Annotated in this window: 16 protein-coding genes; 7 read left to right on the top strand and 9 right to left on the bottom strand. The window is 73.0% G+C overall.

The features are described from left to right. Positions 1-97 precede the first annotated feature (97 nt). Together MOPEL_RS18730 and MOPEL_RS06740 are read left to right on the top strand one after the other, a co-directional pair. The gene (locus MOPEL_RS18730; protein ID WP_009482124.1) at positions 98-1684 is read left to right on the top strand and encodes a methyl-accepting chemotaxis protein; all 1587 of its coding nucleotides are present in this window, start codon (positions 98-100) and stop codon (positions 1682-1684) included. 276 nt (positions 1685-1960) lie between these two features. Then, on the top strand, positions 1961-3556 hold the full coding sequence (locus tag MOPEL_RS06740; RefSeq protein ID WP_009482123.1) for a D-glucuronyl C5-epimerase family protein: 1596 nt from the start codon (positions 1961-1963) through the stop codon (positions 3554-3556). Here MOPEL_RS06740 and MOPEL_RS06735 read toward each other — a convergent pair. From MOPEL_RS06735 to MOPEL_RS06715, 6 genes are all read right to left on the bottom strand, one after another. Further along, the gene (locus MOPEL_RS06735; RefSeq protein WP_009482122.1) at positions 3541-5031 is read right to left on the bottom strand and encodes a DUF1846 domain-containing protein; all 1491 of its coding nucleotides are present in this window, start codon (positions 5029-5031) and stop codon (positions 3541-3543) included. The genes MOPEL_RS06740 and MOPEL_RS06735 overlap by 16 nt on opposite strands. 298 nt (positions 5032-5329) lie before the next feature. Further along, positions 5330-6268 (bottom strand): endonuclease domain-containing protein, encoded by a 939-nt coding sequence (locus MOPEL_RS06730; protein ID WP_009482121.1) that lies wholly within the window; start codon positions 6266-6268, stop codon positions 5330-5332. A gap of 363 nt (positions 6269-6631) precedes the next feature. Then, on the bottom strand, positions 6632-7540 hold the full coding sequence (locus tag MOPEL_RS06725) for a peptidyl-tRNA hydrolase (protein WP_141631226.1): 909 nt from the start codon (positions 7538-7540) through the stop codon (positions 6632-6634). Positions 7541-7811: 271 nt separating this feature from the next. Continuing rightward, a complete protein-coding gene (locus MOPEL_RS06720; protein WP_009482118.1) occupies positions 7812-8072 on the bottom strand; it encodes a metal-sensitive transcriptional regulator in 261 nt (86 codons plus the stop codon). A 90-nt stretch (positions 8073-8162) separates the two neighbouring features. Beyond that, the gene (locus MOPEL_RS18725) at positions 8163-8297 is read right to left on the bottom strand and encodes a DUF8730 family Cys-rich protein (protein WP_009482117.1); all 135 of its coding nucleotides are present in this window, start codon (positions 8295-8297) and stop codon (positions 8163-8165) included. Between the two features lie 82 nt (positions 8298-8379). After that, complete coding sequence (locus MOPEL_RS06715) at positions 8380-9177, bottom strand: alpha/beta fold hydrolase (RefSeq protein ID WP_009482116.1); 798 nt, start codon at positions 9175-9177, stop codon at positions 8380-8382. Between the two features lie 430 nt (positions 9178-9607). Between MOPEL_RS06715 and MOPEL_RS18935 the strand changes: the two genes are divergently transcribed. Beyond that, positions 9608-10123 carry an oxidoreductase dimerization domain-containing protein gene (locus tag MOPEL_RS18935; RefSeq protein ID WP_373279732.1) on the top strand — a complete coding sequence of 172 codons (516 nt, stop codon included), beginning with the start codon at positions 9608-9610 and terminating at the stop codon, positions 10121-10123. On the opposite strand, the gene MOPEL_RS06705 is transcribed toward MOPEL_RS18935, so the two are convergent. Both MOPEL_RS06705 and MOPEL_RS06700 read right to left on the bottom strand, forming a co-directional pair. Then, complete coding sequence (locus MOPEL_RS06705) at positions 10101-11252, bottom strand: methyltransferase domain-containing protein (RefSeq protein ID WP_009482113.1); 1152 nt, start codon at positions 11250-11252, stop codon at positions 10101-10103. The two genes, MOPEL_RS18935 and MOPEL_RS06705, sit on opposite strands and share 23 nt — an antisense overlap. A 54-nt stretch (positions 11253-11306) precedes the next feature. Next, positions 11307-12107, bottom strand: a complete 801-nt coding sequence (locus MOPEL_RS06700) for a phytanoyl-CoA dioxygenase family protein (RefSeq protein ID WP_009482112.1) — start codon at positions 12105-12107, stop codon at positions 11307-11309. Between the two features lie 104 nt (positions 12108-12211). Between MOPEL_RS06700 and MOPEL_RS06695 the strand changes: the two genes are divergently transcribed. From MOPEL_RS06695 to MOPEL_RS06680, 3 genes are all read left to right on the top strand, one after another. After that, positions 12212-12739 (top strand): CGNR zinc finger domain-containing protein, encoded by a 528-nt coding sequence (locus tag MOPEL_RS06695; protein WP_009482111.1) that lies wholly within the window; start codon positions 12212-12214, stop codon positions 12737-12739. A 127-nt stretch (positions 12740-12866) separates the two neighbouring features. After that, positions 12867-13874 (top strand): lactonase family protein, encoded by a 1008-nt coding sequence (locus MOPEL_RS06690; protein WP_009482110.1) that lies wholly within the window; start codon positions 12867-12869, stop codon positions 13872-13874. A 77-nt stretch (positions 13875-13951) separates the two neighbouring features. Beyond that, positions 13952-14614: an HAD family hydrolase gene (locus tag MOPEL_RS06680; RefSeq protein ID WP_009482109.1), complete on the top strand. Its 663-nt coding sequence runs from the start codon at positions 13952-13954 to the stop codon at positions 14612-14614. A 111-nt stretch (positions 14615-14725) separates the two neighbouring features. Here MOPEL_RS06680 and MOPEL_RS15865 read toward each other — a convergent pair whose 3' ends face one another. Next, complete coding sequence (locus tag MOPEL_RS15865) at positions 14726-15466, bottom strand: TetR/AcrR family transcriptional regulator (protein WP_009482108.1); 741 nt, start codon at positions 15464-15466, stop codon at positions 14726-14728. A gap of 238 nt (positions 15467-15704) precedes the next feature. Between MOPEL_RS15865 and MOPEL_RS06670 the strand changes: the two genes are divergently transcribed. After that, a complete protein-coding gene (locus tag MOPEL_RS06670; protein ID WP_009482107.1) occupies positions 15705-17327 on the top strand; it encodes an MFS transporter in 1623 nt (540 codons plus the stop codon). Positions 17328-17330 lie beyond the last annotated feature (3 nt).

The raw sequence follows: 17330 nt of genomic DNA, 5'->3' as shown, positions 1-17330 counted from the left end.
CGTGACTCCCGGACGGAGCGAGGGCACGCCCGTCTCAGGTCACGGTGCGCGGGGCCGATGGGGCAGGGCAGCCCTGAAGTCGAGCATCGGAGACGACGTGCGCCACCCATTCCGCAAGGAGAACACCCTCGCGCGCGCGGCCTTCGGCCACGCCGGCCCGGTCGGCCACGGAGGCCAGACCGCGTCGACCGTCGATGAGATCGCCGTCATCCGCGCCGTGATGACGGCCCTCGACGGCGCCGACGGGTACCACCAGGCGGCCCTCGTCGCGGTCAACGCCGTGTGCGACGCCCTCGGATGGGACGTGTCGAGCGTATGGCGGGTCGACGAGACGGCGGGCGGGCTCGTCCTCGACGTCTCCTGCGGTCGCCGCCCCGAACTCACCGCCCGCGCCACCGAACAGCGCACCGTCGTCCCCCGCGGCGTCGGCGCGATGGGGAAGGCCTGGAGCACGGGCCGGAGCGTCCTCGAGGAGGGCGACCTCGACCTCCTCCGGCAGCTCGCCGGGCCGGACGCGCCGCTCGTCTCGACGTTCCTCGTCCTGCCCGTGACGGCGGGTGGCGCGGTCCAGGGGGTCCTCACGTTCGTCTCGTTCGAGCCGTGGGCTCGTACGGAGCGGTCCGTCGACCTCATGGAGTGCATCGGCGGCCTCGTCTCCCAGGCCCTCGAACGGGTCCGCATCTTCGAGCGCGAGAAGGAACGCGCCCGCGACGCGACGGCGATCAACGTCGTCCTCCGAGAGGTGACCGACGCCCCCGACGAGGGGACTGCCGTCCGCACCGCCCTCGACACGATCCGCCGCGAGTTCGGCTGGCAGTACGGCTCGTTCTGGGCCGTCGACCCCGAGGAGCGGGTGCTGCGGTTCGCCATCGAGTCCGGCGACGCGGGGCCGGAGTTCCGCGAGGTCACCCACGAGGCGACGTTCGCCCAGGGCGTCGGCGTCGCCGGCCGCGCATGGCGGAGCCGCGACCTCGTCTTCGAACCCGACCTCGGCACCGTCACCGACTGCGTCCGCGCCCCCGCCGCCCGCCGCGCCGGCGTCAAGAGCGGGGTCTGCGTCCCCATCATGATCGGGACGGACGTCGTCGGCACGATGGACTTCTTCGCCACCACCGAGATCACCCTCACCGACGCCCGCCGCGAGGCGCTCCGCAACACGGCGTTCCTCGTCTCCCACGCCCTCGAACGCAGCCGCGGCACCGAGAAGATCGCCTCGGCCGGACGTGACCTGCTCTCCTCCATCTCCGAGGTCGAGGGTCACGTGACCTCGGCGAAGGAGGTCGCCGCGGAGGCGAACCGCATCACCGGCTCGGCGACGCAGATCGTCGCTCAGCTCGACCGCTCCTCCCAGGAGATCGGCGCCGTCGTCAAGACGATCACGAGCATCGCCGAGCAGACGAACCTCCTCGCCCTCAACGCGACCATCGAGGCCGCCCGCGCCGGGGAGTCCGGCAAGGGGTTCGCCGTCGTCGCCGGCGAGGTCAAGGAACTCGCCCGCGAGACCGCGACCGCCACCGAGGAGGTCGGCGCCAAGGTCGCGACGATCCAGGCCGACGCCGCCGCCGTCCGCACCGCGCTCGACGAGGTGTCCGACACCGTGGCCCGCATCAACGACGCGCAGCAGATCATCGCCGGCGTCCTCCACGACCAGGCCGCCGTCACCCGCACCGTCCTCGGGGCCTGACCCCGGCACCTCGGCCGTCGCCCCCCCCGGGTGTCTTGCCCGGGCGTTCACCAGCGACGACGCGTGGCGAGATCCAGACCGGATCCATATCCGCAGCGCACCCGAGGGAGAGGAACCCCTCGATAGCGTCCCCCCGGGGGATCACGAGACGCCCGGCGCGAGACGCGCGAGGGACGTCGCGCCCAGGGATGTCGCACCCGCGGACGTCGCCTCGGCGACGGGCGGGCGACGGGCGGGCGACGGGTGGCGACGGACGGCGGGGAGGACGAGGGGACGATGCTGACGACGGGCGCGACGCGTCGCAGGTGGCGTGCCGGGGTCGTCGGCGGGAGCACCGCCGCGCTCGCGGCGGTGACCGTCGCCGTGACCGGACCCACCGGGTGGCGCATCGCCGCCTCCCAGGAGAGCGCACGGCCGCCGGCCTCCCGCGCGACGACCTCACCGCCCGCCGCCGACGCCGCCGGTGGCGAGGAGCGTCGCACGGTCGATGGACTCCCTCCCTTCCGTGCGATCCCGTTCGACCTGACGAGCGAGGGCGTGCCGTTGCCCTACGACGTCACGCCCCTGCCCCTCGCGCCCACCGGTCGACCCGTGGACGAGGCGGGAATCGTGCAGTACCGCGAACCCGACGGGACGCTCCACGACCACCCCGTCGTGCAGGCGGGCCAGATCCTGGGGTGGCTCGCCGCGGCGAAGACGTCCGACGATCCGCGATACCTCCGGTCGGCGGTTCGTCACGGCGACCGGCTCGTTGCACGGTCGGTGCGTTCTCGTGGCGCACGGTTCTTCCCCTACGACATGGCGTTCCCGCTGCACGGCGACCGCCGCCACGTGATGCCCCGCCCCTGGTACTCCGCCATGGCGCAAGGGCAGGTGCTCGCGGCGTTCCTGCGTCTGCACGAGGCGACCGGCGATGCGCGCTGGCGGCGGGCCGCCGACGAGACGTTCGCGAGTTTCACGGTGCCCCGGCAGGAGGGGCAACCGTGGGTGAGTGACGTCCACCCCGACGGGTCGCTGTGGCTGGAGGAGTACCCCCACCCGGAGACCCCGGACAGCGCCTACAACGGCCACCATTTCGCCCTCTTCGGGGTGTATGAGTACTGGCGGGCGACGGGGCGACCCGAGGCGGCCGACCTCGTCCGCGGCGCGCTCACCGCGAGCCTTCGGTCCGCCCCCGAGTTCCGTCGCCCCGGTGAGCTGTCGCGCTACTGCCTCACCCACGACGTCCGCAGCGCCAAGTACCACGGCATCCACGTCCGGCAGTTGTACGTTCTCGCCGGCCTGTCGGGGGATCCCCGGTTCGCGCGGTGGGCCGACGTGTTCCTCGCCGACGCACCCGCCGCCCACACCGGTGGTCCCGGCCGCCTTGCCGCGACCGGGCACCGCCTCCTCACCCTCGACGACGACGGCTCCGTCACCGGGGTGACGCGGGTGGAACTCGACCGCCCCCGTGCGGTGACGTTCGACGCCCGCGCCCGCGTCGCCGGCGAGGACGGCGTGTGGCTGCGGCTCGCGAGCGCTGCCCACCGCGGCCGGTGGGTGCGGGAGGACCCGGCGTCGGCGTTCGTCACCGGGTTCGACGAGACCTACCCGTTCACTCCCGCTCGGCGCCTTCCGCTCACCGGCACCACACGCGACGTGTACCGCATCGACGTCGCGGGTCGACGACGCGTCGGCTCCCTCGACCCGCGGGACCAGACCGTGCTCGTGGGCGGGCGCGCCGTGCACGACGGCCTGCCGCTCGTCCGCCTCGCGGAAGGCCCCCACGCCGGGTCGTACCTTCCCCTGGCCGCCGTGGTCACCGGGCCGACCGGCTCGACCGGCTCGACCGACTCGTCCGGCTCGACCGGCGAGGATCAGCGTTTCCGGTAGAGCTTCTTCGTCTGATAGACGGGCTCGGTCGTCACGTTGACGCCGAGGCTGCGGAAGATGCCCTCGTCGACGGGGCCGAGGATCACCGTCGAGTGCACGTCGCAGCCACGCAGGTGCTGGAGCTGGTCGAGGGCCCGGCGGGCGTTCTCGTCCTCCCGCGCCCCGACGGCGAGCGCGATGAGTACTTCGTCGGTGTGCAGGCGCGGGTTGTGACTGCCGAGGTGCTCCGTCTTGAGCGCCTGGATCGGCTCGACCGTCTCGCGGGCGAGGAGCTTGACCTTGTCGTCGATCCCCGCGAGCGCCTTGAGCGCGTCGAGGAGGATCGCCGAGCAGCATCCGAGCAGCGACGTCGTCTTGCCCGTGATGATCTGCCCGTCCGGCAGCTCGATCGCCGCCGCCGGTCCCTTCGTCCGCTTCGCCACCGCGAGGGCCGGTTCGACGACCGGCCGGTCGGTGCGCGTGATGCCGAGGCGGCTCATGATGAGCGCGATCTTCTCCGAGTCGTCCGGCTCGAGGTCATCCCTGCGCTCCGTCGCGAGGGACTTGAAGTATCGGCGGATGATCTCCTGCTTGCTCGCCTCGCGGCACACCTCGTCGTCGCTGATGCAGTGCCCCGCCATGTTCACGCCCATGTCGGTGGGGGAGGCGTACGGGGAGGCGTCCATGATCTGCTCGAACAGCAGGTTGAGGACGGGGAAGACCTCGACGTCGCGGTTGTAGTTGACGCAGCTCTCGCCGTAGGCCTTGAGGTGGAACGGGTCGATCATGTTGACGTCGTCGAGGTCGACCGTCGCCGCCTCGTAGGCGATGTTCACCGGGTGGTCGAGCGGCAGGTTCCAGATCGGGAACGTCTCGAACTTCGCGTAACCGGAGGAGAGCCCACGCTTGTGGTCGTGGTACATCTGCGACAGGCAGGTCGCCATCTTGCCGCTGCCCGGGCCGGGTGCCGTGACGACGACGAGGTCCCGCTCGGTCTCGATGTACTCGTTGCGGCCGTACCCCTCGTCGCTCACGACGTGGGCGACGTCGTTCGGGTACCCCTTGATCGGGTAGTGCCGGTAGACCTTGATGCCCTGCCGCTCCAGGCGCCGCTTGAACGCCTTGGCGGCCTTGTTGTCATCGGTCATGTACGAGATGACGACGCTCCCGACGAACAGTCCGCGGCTGCGGAACTCGTCGATGAGGCGCAGCACGTCGGCGTCGTAGGGGATGCCGAGGTCGGCCCGCTGCTTGTTGCCCGCGAGGTCCCGTGCACTCACGACGACGACCATCTCGACCTCGTCCGCGATCTCCTGCAGCATGACGAGCTTGTTGTCGGGGGTGAACCCCGGCAGGACGCGCGAGGCGTGCAGGTCGTCGAACAGCTTTCCGCCGAACTCGAGGTAGAGCTTGCCGCCGAACTGCCGACGCCTCGCCTCGATGTGCTCGGACTGCATCCGCAGGTACTTCTCGCGATCGAACCCGACCTTGTTCATGACCGCCCCTTTCGACCGTCGGATGCTACCGGCCCCACATGACGGCGCCACCACGGCACGTCGACGTCACGTCGCGGTCCCCGTCCCGCGCATGTGCCGGATCCCCTGATCGAGACGAGGGCAGTCGCGAACATTCGGCGCCAGGCGGCCCGCACCGGTGCGGCTCCGAGTGGGCTGCGTGACGCGCCGCCGACGATCACCTGCCTCGAACGACGACCACAACCCCAGAGGGAGTCGTGACCCCGCAGGTCGGAAGATCGGATCTGGCGCGGGGTGAGAGTTCTGGTCGTCGTTCGAGTCAGTCGCCCGCCGACAGGCCGTCGACGACCGCCTGCACGACGGCTCGAACCCACTCGGGGTTGCCGCGGAGGTCGTCGTAGGTGACGCGGACGACGCGCCATCCCCGGGCCACGAGCTCGTCGTACCGGACCGCGTCACGGCGGAGCCCGTCACGTCCGCCGTGGTACTCGAAGCTGTCCGCCTCGACGACGATCCGCCGCACCGGGTCGGCGAGGTCGACCCGCGCCGCGAAGTCGACGCCGCCCGGCAGTCTCGGACCCCGGATGGCGAACTGCGGCTGCAGGTGGAGCCCCGGAACGTCGAGGAGCGTGGCCCGCAGCGCGGACTCGAACGGGTTGGCCGCGCGCCCGTCCGCTGCCGCCGCGACCCGGCGGCGCCGACCCGCGCCACACCCCCGGGCCGTGTCGGCGGCCTCGACGAGCTCGCCCTTCTCCACGAGCCCCGAGCGGAGAGCGCCGTCGGCGACCGCGAGCGCCTGGTCGAACGGGAGCGACGCCGCGCAGTCGAGCACGGTGCGCAGCGGTGGCGTCGCCCCGTCGCGGACCTCGCCGTCGCGGAGGGACAGCCAATGGACGGCGCAGCCGCGGCGGAGAGCCCGCACGTTCGTCCCACGCCGCACCGCGACGTCGGGGACGGCGGGCGGGTCGAGGAGGGGCCAGCCCCACCAGGCGGCGGCGGACCGGTGGGAGAGGACCCCGCCGACGCGGCGGGCCGCGACGAGGTCGGCCGCCGCCGACGCCGACGCCAGTCCGCTCCGGCCGACGGGTCGGATCCTGCCGTCCTCGAGGGCGCCCCGGAGCGCGCCGGCGGTGAAGCGCCGACGCACGCGTCGGCGGTCGGCGATGCCCCCGACGGTCTCGACGTAGGCGACGAGGGCGTCGGCGTCGCGGGAACGGCGGGCCGGTGGGGGAGGGAGGGGGTCGGGGTGGGACGGCATGCATCATCGTCGGGCGGGCTCTGCCCCGGCTCGTCGCACCGTTCGCGGGGTTGGGGACGGCCGCTACCCGACGAGGAGGGTGTGGACCGTCTCGAACGACGACCGAAACGTCAACGCCGTCTCACCGCGACCCACGTGACCTGCGGCGACGTGGGCATCATCGAGATGGGCCCGGACTTCTGGTCGTCCTTCGAGGCAGACGGGGCGGCTACCGCATCAGGTGGGGTCGTGGACGGCCCCTGGTGGCCGGCCGCGCCCGGTGACGATGTCGGCCGCCGCTGCGGCGTGAGGAGACGAGGCCGTGGCGGAGCCGACCGGTGGGTCGGGTGGTGATGAGGCCGTGCATGGGGGGCGGCCCACGCGTCAGCGGAGGTCGGCGACGACGGTGACGGTGCCGGGGGCGATCTCGGTGAAGCCGGCGTCGCGGACGGCGATGCGGTGGTGGGTGCGCCAGGCCCGCTCGGGGTCGTGCACGGAGGTGAGGAGCTCGGCCCATCGCGACTCCGGGGCGCTCTCGACGCGGACGGGGCAGTCCGCCGCGTGCCAGCGGGCGAGGAGGTCGCCGTCCTCCCCGGCGGCGACGGCCGCGGCGATCATGCCGGCGTGGCCGGTCTGGGCCATGAGCTTCCCCGCGGTCATCTCGAGGTCCGCCGGGACGACGCACGTGAGCACGGGGGCGTCCTCGCCGGTGACCCCGCCCGCGGTCGGGACGTCGGTGGGGTCGGCGGGATCCTCGGTGGGCAGGTCCGTGCCGGAGACCTGGAGCTTCGCGACCCGCTTGTCGAGCCGGGCGACGAGGCCGGGGGTGAGGACGCGGATCTCCGTGCCGGTCGCGTCGTCGGTGAGCGTGAGGCCCGGCAGGTCGGCGGTCGTCTCCCACGCGGCACCGCGGGCGCGGCGGGTGACCTTGCGGATGTGCCCGTGGCCGTAGGCGGCGACATCGTCGTGCCAGGGACCGCCGGGGGCGCTGCGCGGGTGGAGGCAGAGGAGGGCGCACCCGCGGGCGGCGAGTTCGAGCGCGCGCCGACGGCTCGGCGGCGCCTGCTTCTCGAGATGGAGGACGATCTGGATGGCCCGCACCTGCTCGGGGTCCTCGTGGCGATCTTGGTCGACGCCCGCGTCGTCGAGACGCAGCCAGTGCGCGTACCGCTCACGGACGGGGGCGAGGACCTCTCCGGGCGGCGCCGTGATCTCCCTGGGGGCGGCCGGGTCGGCCCCGTCCGCGGTGTCGTGGCCCCTCACGCCGGCGTCGATGGTCTCCTCGTCCGTCATGACGACCACGGTGTCACGCCGCCCTCCGCGTCGATCGTCCCGCCCTGGGCACGCGCCCGACGCCGGCGGTGGGCGGCGGGACCGTGCGGACGTGGCGTGCGCGAGTGGTGGGGGTCGTCGGCGGCGGGGGAGGCCCGGCCGGGGAGGAGGAGCCTCTCGCCCACCGTGGGGTTCGTCCGCCGGTCGGGACGCGCTCCGGCCGCGCCGCCGGCGGCCGTTCGTGACGCAGGTGAGGGTGGGAGGACCGCGCGGGGTGTGGCGGCCGAGGTGCTCAGGCGAGGGAGAGGAAGAGTTTCTCCATCGCGTCGAGGTCGGCCTCGCGGTCGGGGTCGTCGGTCATGCACTGCTGGAGGCCGGTCGTGATGAGGGAGAACCCGGACCGGTCGAGGGCGGAGCTGCACGCGGAGAGCTGGGTGATGACGTCCCGGCAGTCGCGGCCCTCCTCGATCATGCGGATGACCGCGCCGAGCTGGCCGTGGGCGCGTCGCAACCGGGTGAGGGCCTGGCCGATGTCGGCGGGATCGAGCTGCATGAGGACTCCTGGGGCGGTGGGGGCCCGTGGTGGGTCGGGCGACCCGCACCCGGGCCCGACGGCGAGGGATGCGCGCGGCGGCGCGGGAGGTCAGTGCGTGCGGGCGTCGCCGTGGCCGGGGCACCACTGGTCGGCGGGCACCTGGGCCTTGACCTGGTCGACGTGCTGGCCGCAGCCCTCCCACGTGGTCTTGCCGCAGACAAAGCAGGGAACGGGACGGCACATGGGGGTCTCCTGGGATCGGGTCGTCGTGGCTCGTTCGTCATCACGGTAGGCCAATACCCCTGGGGGTATGAAGGAGGAGGGGTCAGCGGAGGAACGGGGCGAGGACGAGGTCGAGCTCGTCCGCGAACTCGTCGAAGAACCCGTGGCGGCCCCCGTCGCGAAGGACGAGCCGTGAGTCGAGGATCGACGCCTCGAGGAGTTCCGCGTTCTGGGACGGCACCATCGGGTCGGCCGTGCCGTGGAGGACGAGGGTGGGTGCCGTGATGTCCGGAAGGCGCGACCAGGCGTCGTGCCCGTAGCTCGCCCGCAGGTGGGCGAGGCTCGCCGCCGGGCTCGTCGCCCCGTCACCGAGGAGGTCGGTGTCGTCCGCGGATCCGTCCCAGGCGTGGGTGTAGAAGAGGCGGAGGACCCGCTCGGTGCGCTCGTCGCCGGGGGGTGAGGCGAGGAGGCGGCGCACCTCGTCGTCGCGTTCGGTGGCGAGAGGGCCTCCGGGGGACGTGCAAGCGAGGGCGAGACGTTCCACGCGGTCGGGATGCTCGGCGGCGAGGTGCTGGGCCACGCGCCCACCCATCGACGTGCCGTAGACGCGGAACGTCGGGTGGCCGAGTTCCGTCATCACGTGGGCGGCGTCGGCGGCGAAGGTCTCGGTGGTCCAGTCGTCCACCGGGGCCTCGGAGTCGCCTGTGCCGCGGTAGTCGATCGTCACCGTGCGATAGGTGTCCTCGAACCGCGTGCGCAGTCGGCGCCACCATCGCATGGAGGTCGCCTGCCCCTGGAGGAGCAGCAGGGGCGGGCCGCCCGCGGGGCCGCCCTCGCGCACCGCGAGCAGGGCGCCGTCAGGGGTGTGGACGGTCGTCGTGTCGTCCCTCGGGTCGGTCATGACGCCAGCCTGCCAGGGTGCCCTCGCGGGCGGGTGTCGGACGGGGGAGGCGTGTCGGGGATCGGCGCCTCGGGGTGGGCGCTGCGCGCGCGGCGGGCCTGACGTACGGATACCCCCCCCGGTATCAATCGGCCATGAACATCGTCATGGTCGGCGGCGTCGCCGCCGGAATGTCCGCGGCCACCCGACTGCGTCGTCTCGACGAGCACGCGAGCATCACGGTCGTCGAGCGCGGCGGCCACGTGTCGTTCGCGAACTGCGGCCTCTGCCGTGCCACGTCGGCCGTCGCCAAGTGCGACGCGATCGACGGTGAGGAGGTGCTCGTCCCCCTCGCGAACACCACCAACCTCCAGGGGCATCGCATCACCGACACGATCGCGGGCCGTGACGTCGCCGCCCGGCCCGTCCTCGGCGCGGCGGTCGTCGGGGTGTGCGGCCTCCAGGTCGTCACCGTCGGCTGGAACGAGCGGCGTCCGTCCGCCGCCGCGCGGCGTCCCTACCGGGCGATCCACACCCACCCCTCTCACGCGCCGGGTACTGCCCGGGTGCCGAGGGGCAAACCCTCGAACTCCTGGTCGACACCGAGACCGACGCGATCCGCGGTGCGCAGGCGGTCGGCCGCCACGGGGCGGACAGGCGCATCGACGTCATCGCGACGACGATGCGCGGCGGCCTCACGGCGAGTGACCTCGCCGAGCTCGAACTCGCCTACGCGGCGCAGTTCGACCAGGCCAAGAGTTCGCGCCACTGGATCGTGTCCCCCATTCCTCGACGGCTGCCGCACGTGGGTGGCGGGCACGAGCGTGCGCCCCTGACACGTCACCCTGCCGATGCAGGTCCTGCCCCCACACGTCCGACGTCCCCCGCCCGATCCCCTGGACCGGGGGACGTCCTCGTCCCCGGGCCCGTCGGGTGGCCGGTGCTCAGGCGCGGCGCAGGAGCATGAGGACCTCGGCGTGGTCGGACTGCGGGAACATGTCGAAGAGGCGGGCGCGCACCGGCCGCAGGGACGGCATGGCGTCGAGGTCGCGTGCGAGGGTCGTGGGGTTGCAGCTCGAGTAGACGACGGCGCGCAGGCCGGAGTTCTCGAGCCACGTCGACAGACGGGTCCCGATGCCGCGCCTCGGCGGGTTGACGACGACGAGATCGGGCGCCTCGTCGAGGGATTCGGCGTACGCCGTCGCGTCTCCCACCTCGAATCGCGCGGAGAGGCCGGCCTCCTCCGCGCTGCGACGGGCGCTCGCGACGGCGGGCGCGCTCACCTCGACGCCGAGGACGTCCCGCCCGGGCGCCGCGGCGTGGAGCGCGAATCCGCCGATGCCGCAGTAGAGGTCGAGGATCCGAGGTGGGGTGCCGTCGCCGCGGTGGGTGAGGTCGGGGAGGGTCTCGTCGATCCACGTCGCCGCCTGGCGGTACAGCCCCGCCGCGACCGCGGTGTTCGTCTGGACGAACGCGCCGGGCATCGGGTGGAGGACGACGTCACCGACCGCCGTCGCGAGGGTCGACTCCTCGGTGAGGAGGATCTCCTCGTCGCCCTCGGGGAGGGCGGCGTGCTGAGGGAGGAGGTTGGCCGAGACGACCCGCAACCCGGGCAGCGCCGCCTGCAGGGCGGGCAGGCCGCGGCGGATGCGTCCGACCTGTCCCTCCGAGCGGAGGACGAATCGCAGCATGAGCTCGCCGGATTCGGACTCCAGCACGTGGACGTTCTTGAGCTCGCCGGTGCGTCGCGGCACGTCGTAGGGGCGCAACCCCTGGGCGGTGACGAACTCGGCGAGGACGGGCATCGCAGCCGTCGTCGCCGGGCCGAGGAGTCCGCAGGCGCGGAGGTCGATCCCGTGCCCGTCGCCGTCGAGGATGCCGAACGTCGGCGCCTCCGGGGTGCCGCCGACGATCATCTTCGCCTTGGCGCGGAAATGGGACTCCGGTGAGGCGAACGGCTCCTCCCAGGCGAGTCCGGCTCGGGGGCCGACGATCTCGCGCACCCGTGCGTCCTTCTCCGCGACCTGGCGGGGGTAGGGCTCACCCATGCGGGTGCACGACCGGCACATCCCGGCGTCGAAGTAGTCGCACTGCACCCGCCCGATTCTGCCCGCCGCCCCCACGGTGACGCGAGGCGGCGGGCGGGGCGCTCACGCCGCCGCGGTGTCACGCTCCCAGAGCACGGGGAAGAGCGGGTGGTCGAGCGGGGCGCCGTCGGGCAGCTCGTCGACGAGGCCGGGGAACGGCGGGGACGTCGTCCACGCCCGCGGAGCGTGGCGCATCTCCTCGCCGAGGAAGCGCAGGGAGAGCACGCGGCGGCGGTGCGTGCCCGACACCCCGCCCGCGGCATGGAGGGTCGCCATGTTGAAGAACACCGCGTCGCCCGGTTCGAGCTCCCAGCCGAGGATCGTGAACTCGGGGTTGCCGTCGATCTGCGGCAGCTCGGCGAGGCTGCCCTCGGGGAACCACTTGGCCTGGTCGTCGAGGAACGTGCGCGGCATGAACCACGGTCCGAGGTGGGATCCCGCGACGAACTCGAGCGTCGACTCGCGGGCCACCGGGTCGACCGGGAACCACATCGAGACGTTCTGGGCGCCCGCGACGTTGTAGTAGGGCTGGTCCTGGTGCCAGGGGGTGCGCTGCCGTGTCCCGGGCTCCTTGACGAGCACGTGGTCGTGGTAGAGCCGCACCTGGCGGGCGCCCATGAGCTGGCCGGCGACCTGGGCGACCCCGGATTCGCGGGCGAACCGCTCGATCTCGGGGACGTCCTGCCAGCGACAGAAGTCCTCGACGAACGCGCCGTCGTCGCCGGTGCTCGCCCGCTTGGCGCCGGGGGAGAGGTCGGCGAGAACGGCGTCGACGGCAGCGCGGGCCAGCTCGACGTACTCGGGTGTGGTGACGCCGCGGACGCAGCAGGCGCCGTCGCGGGCCAGGTCGCCGTCGATGTGCATGGGGACTCCTCGTCGAGTCGGGTGGCCGGTCGGCCCGTGCGGATGTCAGTGGTGAAGCAGACTTACGATCATGACGGTAAGGACCATCGGAGTCAGGAGTCAAGGTGAATTTCGCCCATGACACTCGGGTGTCGCTCGAGACGACCGTCGATCTCGTCAATGGGGTCGCCGCGGATCGGCTCACGACCCCCGAGGATCTCGACTCCTTCTGCGCGAAGTGGGAGTTCACCGGTTCCCGCACCCACGACGACGCCGAGCTCCACGAGGTCCGGCGGCTCGCCGTCCGGCTGCGGGGCCTGTGGGGCCGGGACGAGGACGGCGTCGTCGAGGAGATCAACGACCTCCTCGAGCAGGGTCGCGCCCTCCCGCGCCTCGTCCGTCACGAGGGCTGGTGGGACTACCACCTCCACGCCACCTCCCCCGAACAGCCGCTCGCCACCCGCATGGCCATCGAGTTCGCGATGGCGATGGTCGACGTCGTCCGCGCCGGGGAGCTCGACCGCCTCCACACGTGCGCACGGGATGACTGCGACGGGGTCCTCGTCGACCTCTCGCGCAACCGCTCCCGCCGCTACTGCTCGACGCAGTGCGGCAACCTCGTCAACGTCCGCGACATGCGCGCCCGACGCTGAGGCGCGCGAGGGTGCCCTCGACGAGGAGGTTCGGGCGCGGGGCGTCGCGCGGTGGTGAGGCAGGTGCGCGGCGCGGACACGTGGGGTTGCGGGAAGGGTCGTCGGGGCACGGCGCTACGGTCGTCCCATGACCACTCTCGTCCTCGTCGCGAACGCCGGAGACGGCACGATCACCTCCCTCCGTCTCGATCCCGAGAAGGGGTCGCTCACGACCCTCTCGACGTCGCTGGTCGGAGAAGGGTGCGGCACGCTCGCCGTCGACCACGTGCAGGGCCTCGTGTACGCGGCGACGAAGGAACCCGCGATCGTCACGCTGCGCCTGGATGCGGAGTCCGGCGAGCTCACCCCGGTCGCGCGCCGCGAGGTCGAGGCCCCGCTCGCCTATGTCTTCCTCGCTCCCGGCGGCGCCACCCTCCTCGGGGCGTCCTACGACGGAGGGTTCGCCGCGTCGTGGCACGTCGATCAGGGGGAGGTCGGCGCGGAGGTCTCCCGCACCGAGTACGCCAACTGTCACTGCGTCGTCACCGACGCGAGCGGTGAGCACGCCTACGTCGTCGCGCTCGGCGACGACCTCGTCGCCCAGTTCGGCGTCGACGAGTCCGGCACGCTCACCCCGCTCGACCCGCCCACCGTCGCCCTGCCCGACGGGTGCGGACCGCGCCACCTCGAGATCGACGGTGACGTCGCCTACCTCGTCACCGAGTACTCGGCCGAGGTGTTCCGGTTCGTCGTCGGCGAACACGGCACGCTCGTCCGCGACGAGTCCGTGCGCATCGACGACCCGGAGGCGGGCCTCGGCCACAGCGTCATGGGTGCCGATCCCGCGGAGGAGCACCTGCGATGGGGTGCCGACGTCCACCGCACCGGGGGTGTGCTCCTCGCCTCCGAACGCACCGCCTCCACCCTCGCCACCGTCACGCTCGGCGAGGACGGCCGACTCGGCGAGGTCGTCTCGACGATCGACACCGAGACCCAGCCGCGCGCGTTCGGCATCGCCCCCGACGGGCGGCACGTCGTCGTCGTCGGGGAGAAGTCCCCGCATGCCGCGCTCTACCGCCTCACCGCCGACGGCACCCCCGAGCTCCTCGACCGCACGGACGTCGGCGAGACCGCCCGCTGGGTCTCGTTCGTCTGACACCCCGACATTCCCGGCGTCACCACCCCGACGCGCCCACCACCCCGACGCCAGCGCCCCCGACGAGAGGACCCCTCATGAGCCGCCCCGGAGTGATCGTCGACCTCGACGGCACGATGCTCGACACGAACTACCTCCACGTCGTCGCCTGGGCCCGCGCCCTGCGCAAGCACGGCTACGACGGCGTCGAGATGACGACGATCCACGCCGCCATCGGCATCGCGAGCGACGGGCTCGTCGAGTACGTCACCGGCGGCACCGACGACGCCGTCGGTGAGACCCACGGCAACGAGTACGAGACGTTCCAGGACGACGTGCGCGCCTTCCCGCGCGCCGCCGACCTCCTCCGGGAGTGCGACGGGCGAGGGCTCGCCGTCGTCATCGCGACGAGCGGTCGCAAGAGCGACCTCGACTGGATGCTCCCCGCCATCGGCGTCGACGAGTCCGTCCTCGCCGCGGCCGCCACCTCCGGCGACGTCGAGGAGGCCAAGCCCGCCCCCGACCTCATGGAGGTCGCGATGAAGGCGGGCGACCTCGACCCCGAGCGCACCGTCGCCCTCGGCGACACCGTGTGGGACGTGCAGGCGGCGACCAAGGCAGGCATCCCGTGCGTCGCGGTCCTCGGCGGTGGCGTCGGCGAGGCCGCACTCCGCGATGCCGGTGCCGCGGAGGTGTGGAAGAACCCCGCCGACCTCCTCGAGCACCTCGACGACTCCCTCCTCGGCCGCATCGGCGGCTGACGGGCCGCTTCGCGCGCTCCGCCCCTCGTTCACGAGGCGGTGTCGGAGGTGACCGGGAGCGTGGGGTCAGGCGGCGGGGTCGGGTGCCACGCAGCGCCCCCGGCGGGGTGTTCAGCCCCGGGACGTGTTTCTCCGCGCCCGGTCGGAGGAGGTCGTGGGGAGCATCGCCTCGACCGCCCCGAGCACGGCCGGGGCCACGGCGGCGAGACGGTCGCCATGGTCGAGAAGGCGGAACCCGCCGTTGACGAGGCTGCGCGTGAGCTCGGCCCCGATGCGTGCACGTCGTTCGAGCGCCACGTCCTCCTCGCCACCTGTGCCCGCGCCCGTGTCGTCGTCCGGAAGGGCTTGCGACGCGGTATCGGTCGCGGTGTTCGTCGGCGCACCCGCCATCGGGGCGGGCGCCCGCCGGAGCAGACGGCGCCATTCGACGAGGATGACGTCCTCGGCGTCGCGGTGGGCGTGGTCGACGGCGTCGCGGGTGCCGGTGCCGAGCGTGATGCCGCGGGCGAGATCCATGAGCCAGCCGTGACCGGTGTCGGCGGCCTGGACGAGGTTGGCGTCCGCCCAGGCGAGGATCCGGGCGGCGGGGTCGTCGCCGGCGTCCTCGACGGCCTCGGTGACGGCGCTCGTCCATCCCGGCAGGTGACGTTCGAGGACGAGTCCTCGCAGGTCGTCGACCGAATCGACGTAGCGGTAGATGCTGTTGCGGGCGATCCCCGCGGCCTTCGTCACGGCGCCCGCCGTGAGTCCCTCGACGCCCTCGGAGCGGGCGATCGACTCGGCGGCGTCGACGAGGGCGGTGCGCACGTTCTCGCGGTGCTCGCGCACGGTGGCGGCAGCGATCCGTGGCATGGCTGTGGTCTCCTCTCCGGCCGCGGCCCGGGTCGGCGTGGGGCGTGACGTGCGTCGTTCCTCGCGGTGACGCGTCCTCCTCATCGGCCGATCGGTCGTTCGATGGAGGCCTCCGAGTGGAGTTAGCGACACCCTGTCCCTAAAATAGGTGACGTTCCCGGGCCGCACACCGGCGGGCCGACCCGACACGCCGCGCACCGGGGTCGTGCTCATCACCGTGCCCACAGGAGATCCAGGGATGTCAGACCGCACTTCCCGCGCCGGGGGGACCCCCGGCGACGCGCCCACCGACGCGGCGCATCACGTCGCCTCGACGACCACGCCCGCGACCGCCCCTCTCGGCGGCGACGTCCACGGCGCCCGCGCGGCGGCCTCGGGAGGCGGCGCCCCGGATCACCGGTGGGCCGCACTCGGGGTCCTCGCCGCGGGCCTGTCGATGATCGTCCTCGACGGCACGATCGTCGGTGTCGCCCTCCCGCAGATCATCGGGAACCTGCGTCTCGACCTCACCGAGGCGCAGTGGGTCAACAGCCTCTACGCCGTCGTGTTCGCCGCCTCCCTGCTGTCGTTCGGGCGGCTCGGCGACCGGTTCGGGCGTCGGCGTCTCTTCCTCGGCGGCATCGCCGTGTTCACGATGAGCAGCATCGTCGCCGGGTTCGCCGGCTCGGCCGGGGCCCTCATCGCCTCGCGTGCCCTCCAGGGCATCGGCGGCGCGATGATCCTCCCGACGACCCTCTCCACGGTCAACGCGATCTTCCGCGGCAAGGAGCGTGCGGCGGCGTTCGGCGTGTGGGGCGCGGTGATGTCGGGCATGGCGGCCGTCGGACCCCTCCTCGGCGGCGTCCTCACCCAGTACGCCTCGTGGCGGTGGATCTTCTTCGTCAACATCCCCTTCGGGCTCGCGATCGTCGCGACGGGCCTGAAGTTCGTCCCGGAGACGCGCGGCGAGCGGGGCACGGGCGGCCTCGACGTCCTGGGCGCGCTCACGAGCGCGGCCGGGTTCGGCCTCGTCGTGTTCGGCCTCATCGAGGCGCAGGACCTCGGCTGGTGGACGCCGAAGCAGGCGCTCCACCTCGGGGGGTTCACGTGGCCCGCGCACGCGGCGGTCTCCGCGGCGCCCGTCGCGATCGCCCTCGGTGCGCTCCTCCTCGTCGTGTTCTACGCCGTCGAGCAGTGCCGTGCCCGTCGGGGCCGCACGGGGATCATGGACTTCTCTCTCTTCGGCATCGGCAGCTTCCGGTGGGGCAACGTCGCGGCGGCGGCCGTTGCGGTCGGTGAGTTCGCGCTCGTCTTCGTCCTCCCGATGTACCTCGTCATGGTGCTCCACGAGACGACCCTGACCTCGGGCGTCGTCCTCGCCGCGATGGCGCTCGGCGCGTTCGTCGCCGGTGCGCAGGCCCGTCACATCGCCGCCCGCCTCGGGGCGCCGCGCGTCGTGCTCCTCGGTCTCGGCCTCGAGGTCCTCGGCGCCGCGGCGACGGCGTTCGTGCTGAGCCCGACGACGTCGCCGTGGCTCGTCGCCGCATGCCTCGTCGTCTACGGCATCGGCCTCGGTCTCGCCTCCGCGCAGCTCACCTCGACCGTCCTCCTCGACGTGCCGACGGGCCGCTCCGGCACCGGTTCGGCCGTCCAGAGCACGGTGCGTCAGGTGGGTTCGGCCCTCGGTACGGCCCTCGCGGGAACGGCTCTTGCGGCCGGTCTCGGCGAACGTGGCTTCGGCGCCGACCCGGCGACGTTCTCGACGGCCGCGTCGTGGGCCATCGCCCTGTCGACGGCGTTCCTCGTCCTCGGGTTCCTCGCGGCGATGCGGGTCGCCGCGGTCGCGAGCACCGTCGACCGGCAGGCCGCCTCCACCCACTGACCT

Origin of the sequence: Mobilicoccus pelagius NBRC 104925, assembly GCF_000247995.1 — a bacterium.
In the GTDB taxonomy this organism is placed as follows: Bacteria; Actinomycetota; Actinomycetes; order Actinomycetales; family Dermatophilaceae; genus Mobilicoccus; species Mobilicoccus pelagius.
This window is presented reverse-complemented; position numbering and strand designations above follow the sequence as displayed.